Below are 4,006 nucleotides of genomic sequence, written 5' to 3'. Positions count from 1 at the left end.
CCAGCTCCGCGACGGCGTTGTTCTCCTGCAGCGTCACATAAGCCGTTGCCGCATCCCCGGACAAGGCGATATATTCCGGCTCCAGATCCGTGAGCGCCCGCTCCTTCGTTCCCGGCCCCGTAATCAGCCCCTTTGCGTCCACATCGCCGCGAATATGCACGAGATCGTCGATGATGGAGGGATTGTCGAACTTCGCATGGCGCACCGACTGCGATTGGCGGTCGACGATGGTGACGCTGCCTTCGGGATCGATGCCGGCCTCGCGCGGCTCGCCTTCGTTGGCCGTCAGCACGTAACGCCCGTCCGGCGTCGACTTCACCATATCCGGCTGGGAGCCCGCCTCATATGTCCGAATCAGCTTGCCCTCGTAGTCAAGCTCCAAAATACGGCCCGGATCCCCGGCACCCTTGGCCTGCACGGCGGCGAATACGCGGCCCGCGGCCGTATTGATATCCACGCTCGTCAAGTCCCCGTACAGGAATCCGCTCTCCTGCTCGGCAAGCGCCCTGATGTCGATTTGCTTCTCCTTGACCATCTGTCCCTCGGCCAGCTTGACGATGTCGAGGCTCGGCGGGTTGCCCGAGCCGTTGACGAGGTAGAACCTTCCGTTGTCGCGGTTGTATTTGACGATCTCGGCTACGCCGCCGTCCTTGTTCGTGATGCCTTCGCTGTAGGAGCCGATCTTCGTGACGCTGAACAGGTCCTTATAAACGGCAGCCGAAGCTGTCGGTACATCGGCAGCGTCGGCTGCCGGCGCGGCCAAGGCTTGTCCGACGATGGAAGCCGGCTCCGCGCCGCCCTCCTGTGCGGTGCCGATTCCGGCGGGCAGCAGCGCCATCGCCGCAGCGGACAAGCTGAGCGTAAGCCCCAGCGTGCGGCTCATTTTGCGTTTGTAGCGGTTCATCTTCCATTTCCCCCTCTGATGCGGACAAGCCGGTACCAGGCCTGCTGCCCGCTTTGCTTCCTGCTTGTCAGCATATCAAGGAGATGTAAAGGAGGAATCACATCCATGTTAAGAATTCATGAAGGCCTCGCGCCCTTTCACCAGCGGCTGCGGTAAGCCTGCGGCGTCGTGCCCGCGAGCTTCTGGAACGAGCGGTAGAACTGGCTGGGGCTGGAGAAGCCGAGCTCCGCGCTGATATGGGACACGGAATCCGAAGAGCGGGAGAGCCGGTCCTTCGCCTTTTCGATGCGCAGCCGCAGCAAGTATTGGTAAGGCGTCAGCCCCGTCTCGGCCCGGAACGACCGGATAAAGTGGAACCGGCTCAAGCAGGCGATCGAGGCGAGCTCTTCAATTGTGATTCGGCCGGCGTAGCCTTCCTTCATGAAGTCGACGACTTTTTGCATGCAAGGGCTTGCGGCGGTCGGAACCGCCGAACCTGACGAGCCACCGGCGGCAATCCCTGCACAGGCGAAGCCGGATTCGGGAGCAAGCAGGGGAAACCCGGCCAATCCCGCGCCCGGCTGCTCTTGCCGAGCTTCAGTCCCGGGGGCGGCCGAGAGAATCCCGTTCATGTACGCCATGATTTCCCGCTCGGTCCCCCGGACATCACTTTCCCCGGCAAGCTGCGCCTTCATCAATTGGCCGGACCAGATGCGGAAGCGGCGCGACAGCGCTTCGGCATCGAAGCTCTTGGCCATATTCTCGTAAGGATGACCGGAGGAAGCGGCTGGCGCCGCCACAGCGTCCTCCCGGCATTTCAGGATGATCACCGACGCCCCCTTCTCCAGCCGGAAGTGATGCAGAGCCCGGGGCGGCTGCACCAATCCGCTGCCCGGCTTCAGCCCCCAGGCTCTGCCGTCCTGGATGAACTCGCAGCTGCCCTGGACCGGAAGCGTCAGCTGCACCCAGTCTTCATGGCTGTGGGGCGTATTGGCGAAGCCTTCGGCGCCTCTCCAGAGCTCGACCGCTCCGGTCTGAAACATCATTTCCATCCGCCCTTCGCCCCCTGTAGCGATTATTGCGGCCGGCAGTTCCGCATCATTCGCGGGTGACGTCTCGGGCCGTTTAGGGTTACGATAGGAGGATAAGCGGCGCTTGTCAATGGACGGGGACGGGCGGCAGAGAAGAAACGGAAAGGAAGTCTGAACCACCATGATCATCGAATTGAACCATGTGTCGTGGCGAAGGGAGCAGCGCGTGCTGCTCCAGGACATCAGCTGGCAGGTGAAGCCGGGAGAGCACTGGGCGCTGCTCGGCCTCAACGGGTCGGGCAAAACGACGCTGCTCAACATCATTTGCGGCTACATCTGGCCCTCGGAGGGTTCGGTCGAGGTGCTCGGAGAGCGGTACGGCGAAGTGGATCTGCGGGAGCTGCGCAAATCCATCGGGTGGGTCAGCAACTCGCTGCAAGAGAAGCTGTACAAGACCGACCGAGCCCAGCTTGTCGTCATCAGCGGCAAGCATGCGACGATCGGACTCTACGACAAGGTGCAGGAGGAAGACCTCGAGACGGCGCGGGAGCTGATGGCGACGATCGGCTGCGCCCATTTGTGGGATCGGGAATACGGCACCTGCTCGCAGGGCGAGAAGCAGAAGCTGCTCATCGCCCGCGCCCTGATGGCGCGCCCGCGCATCCTCATCCTGGACGAGCCTTGCAACGGCCTCGACCTGTTCTCGCGCGAGCGGCTGCTGGAGAGCATCGACGGGCTGGCGCGGCAGCACGACGCCCCTTCGCTGATCTACGTCACGCATCATACGGAGGAGATCCTGCCTGTCTTCGGCCATGCCCTGCTGCTTCGCAGGGGGGAGGTGTTCCGCAGCGGCAGCACGGGCGACGTGCTGACAGACGGAACTTTGAGCCGGTTTTTCGAGGCTCCCGTCGCCGTGGAGCGCCATGGCGACCGATATTTTGTCCGCGCGGAGTAACAGAGCAGGAGAGCTGCCGGAGCAGCTTGCGGCGGATAGTTATTTCTGTTTCCCGACCCTATGGAGATGAATCCGCAGCTCCGATAGAAAGCAAAAAAGCCCGGCATGCCGGGCTTTTTGTCATGGAGCTTGCAGAGCTTCCTTGCCCCGCTCCGCTGCGTCGGCCAGCTGTTCTTGACCCTGGGATTCCTGCCAGGGCGGAAAAGCGGCGGCTGCGACAAGCCCCAAGCCCTGTTGCCCAGCCATGCATTCCAGCCCCTTCGGCAAAATAATGTACTACAACCCGAACAAGGAGCAAATATTAGGATGATCTTCACAAAATAGACGCATCCGCGAGATGACCGGCAACTGTCACATTCCGTCCTTTGCATCGCCGGCGGCGCAGCCTTTACACTGGAATCAATGCGCAAGCCTCTGCATCTTTTCGCCTGTGCGCCTATGCGATCCCTCTGAAGCCCATTCATGATCAACTTACGATAAAGGAGCTGCCGCCATGTACCGCTCGAACCGAATACGGCCTGCTGGCCGCCTGTTTACGCTTCTGGTCCTTTGCGCCATCCTGCCCTCCCTTCTGCTGGCGGGCTGCAACTTCTCCTCCCCCGTGTCCGGAGGGTGGAAAACCCGCAGCGCCACCGAAGGTCTGGAAATCATGGCGAACAAGGACAACTGGAAGAAGTTCACCTATCGGGTCACGCTCGAGAATGTCAGCGAGAAGCCGATTGAAGTCGAATGGGTCGAGCCCGTGCTGAAAGGCAATCTCCTGCTGAACGATCCTGGGCGCTCGCTGCGCAAGGAGATCGCCCAGACGGTAGACGAAGGACAGCGCATAACGCTCGAGGACAGCTTCGAGTTCAATGCGAAAAACGTCAACCTCGGCGAGTCTCAGAACGTGAAGGCGATGCTGGTGAAGGTAAAAGGCGCCGACGAGCCAGTCGAGGTCCAGGTATAGGCCTGCAGGCACGCGCAATCCGCAGGCGGTTTTCATGCACGACGCACAAAAAAAGCCTTCATTCCGCACGTCGGCGGAATGAAGGCTTTTCCTGTTGTAGCGGCAGGCCCGTCTAGCGCTTGCCCGGCTTGCGTCCTTGGCGCGATCCGCCGCTGCCCCGGTCGCCGCCGGAGCTACCGCGCGGCTTG

Annotated in this window: 5 protein-coding genes; 2 read left to right on the top strand and 3 right to left on the bottom strand. The window is 61.7% G+C overall.

Annotation, left to right across the window (positions count from 1 at the left end):
• Together BN871_RS23145 and BN871_RS26345 are read right to left on the bottom strand one after the other, a co-directional pair.
• A partial coding sequence (locus BN871_RS23145; protein WP_048749200.1) for a choice-of-anchor I domain-containing protein occupies positions 1-904 on the bottom strand: 904 nt, incomplete at its 3' end.
• Positions 905-1,041: 137 nt separating this feature from the next.
• Positions 1,042-1,935: an AraC family transcriptional regulator gene (locus BN871_RS26345; RefSeq protein WP_053087035.1), complete on the bottom strand. Its 894-nt coding sequence runs from the start codon at positions 1,933-1,935 to the stop codon at positions 1,042-1,044.
• 160 nt (positions 1,936-2,095) lie between these two features.
• Here BN871_RS26345 and BN871_RS23135 point away from each other — a divergent pair, with 160 nt between their 5' ends.
• Complete coding sequence (locus BN871_RS23135) at positions 2,096-2,869, top strand: ABC transporter ATP-binding protein (protein WP_021881900.1); 774 nt, start codon at positions 2,096-2,098, stop codon at positions 2,867-2,869.
• 120 nt (positions 2,870-2,989) lie between these two features.
• On the opposite strand, the gene BN871_RS29780 is transcribed toward BN871_RS23135, so the two are convergent.
• On the bottom strand, positions 2,990-3,115 hold the full coding sequence (locus BN871_RS29780) for a hypothetical protein (RefSeq protein WP_021881901.1): 126 nt from the start codon (positions 3,113-3,115) through the stop codon (positions 2,990-2,992).
• Between the two features lie 247 nt (positions 3,116-3,362).
• Here BN871_RS29780 and BN871_RS23130 point away from each other — a divergent pair, with 247 nt between their 5' ends.
• Positions 3,363-3,818, top strand: coding sequence for a hypothetical protein (locus BN871_RS23130; RefSeq protein WP_048749198.1), 456 nt, complete (start codon positions 3,363-3,365; stop codon positions 3,816-3,818).
• Positions 3,819-4,006: the final 188 nt, after the last annotated feature.

This window comes from Paenibacillus sp. P22 (assembly GCF_000469945.2).
In the GTDB taxonomy this organism is placed as follows: Bacteria; Bacillota; Bacilli; order Paenibacillales; family Paenibacillaceae; genus Paenibacillus_O; species Paenibacillus_O humicus.
This window is presented reverse-complemented; position numbering and strand designations above follow the sequence as displayed.

Coding starts and splice junctions, on each gene's coding strand:
- BN871_RS23130 (WP_048749198.1), top strand. CDS start 3,363: ATGTACCGCTCGAACCGAATACGGCCTGCTGGCCGCCTGTTTACGCTT.
- BN871_RS29780 (WP_021881901.1), bottom strand. CDS start 3,115: ATGGCTGGGCAACAGGGCTTGGGGCTTGTCGCAGCCGCCGCTTTTCCG.
- BN871_RS26345 (WP_053087035.1), bottom strand. CDS start 1,935: ATGGAAATGATGTTTCAGACCGGAGCGGTCGAGCTCTGGAGAGGCGCC.
- BN871_RS23135 (WP_021881900.1), top strand. CDS start 2,096: ATGATCATCGAATTGAACCATGTGTCGTGGCGAAGGGAGCAGCGCGTG.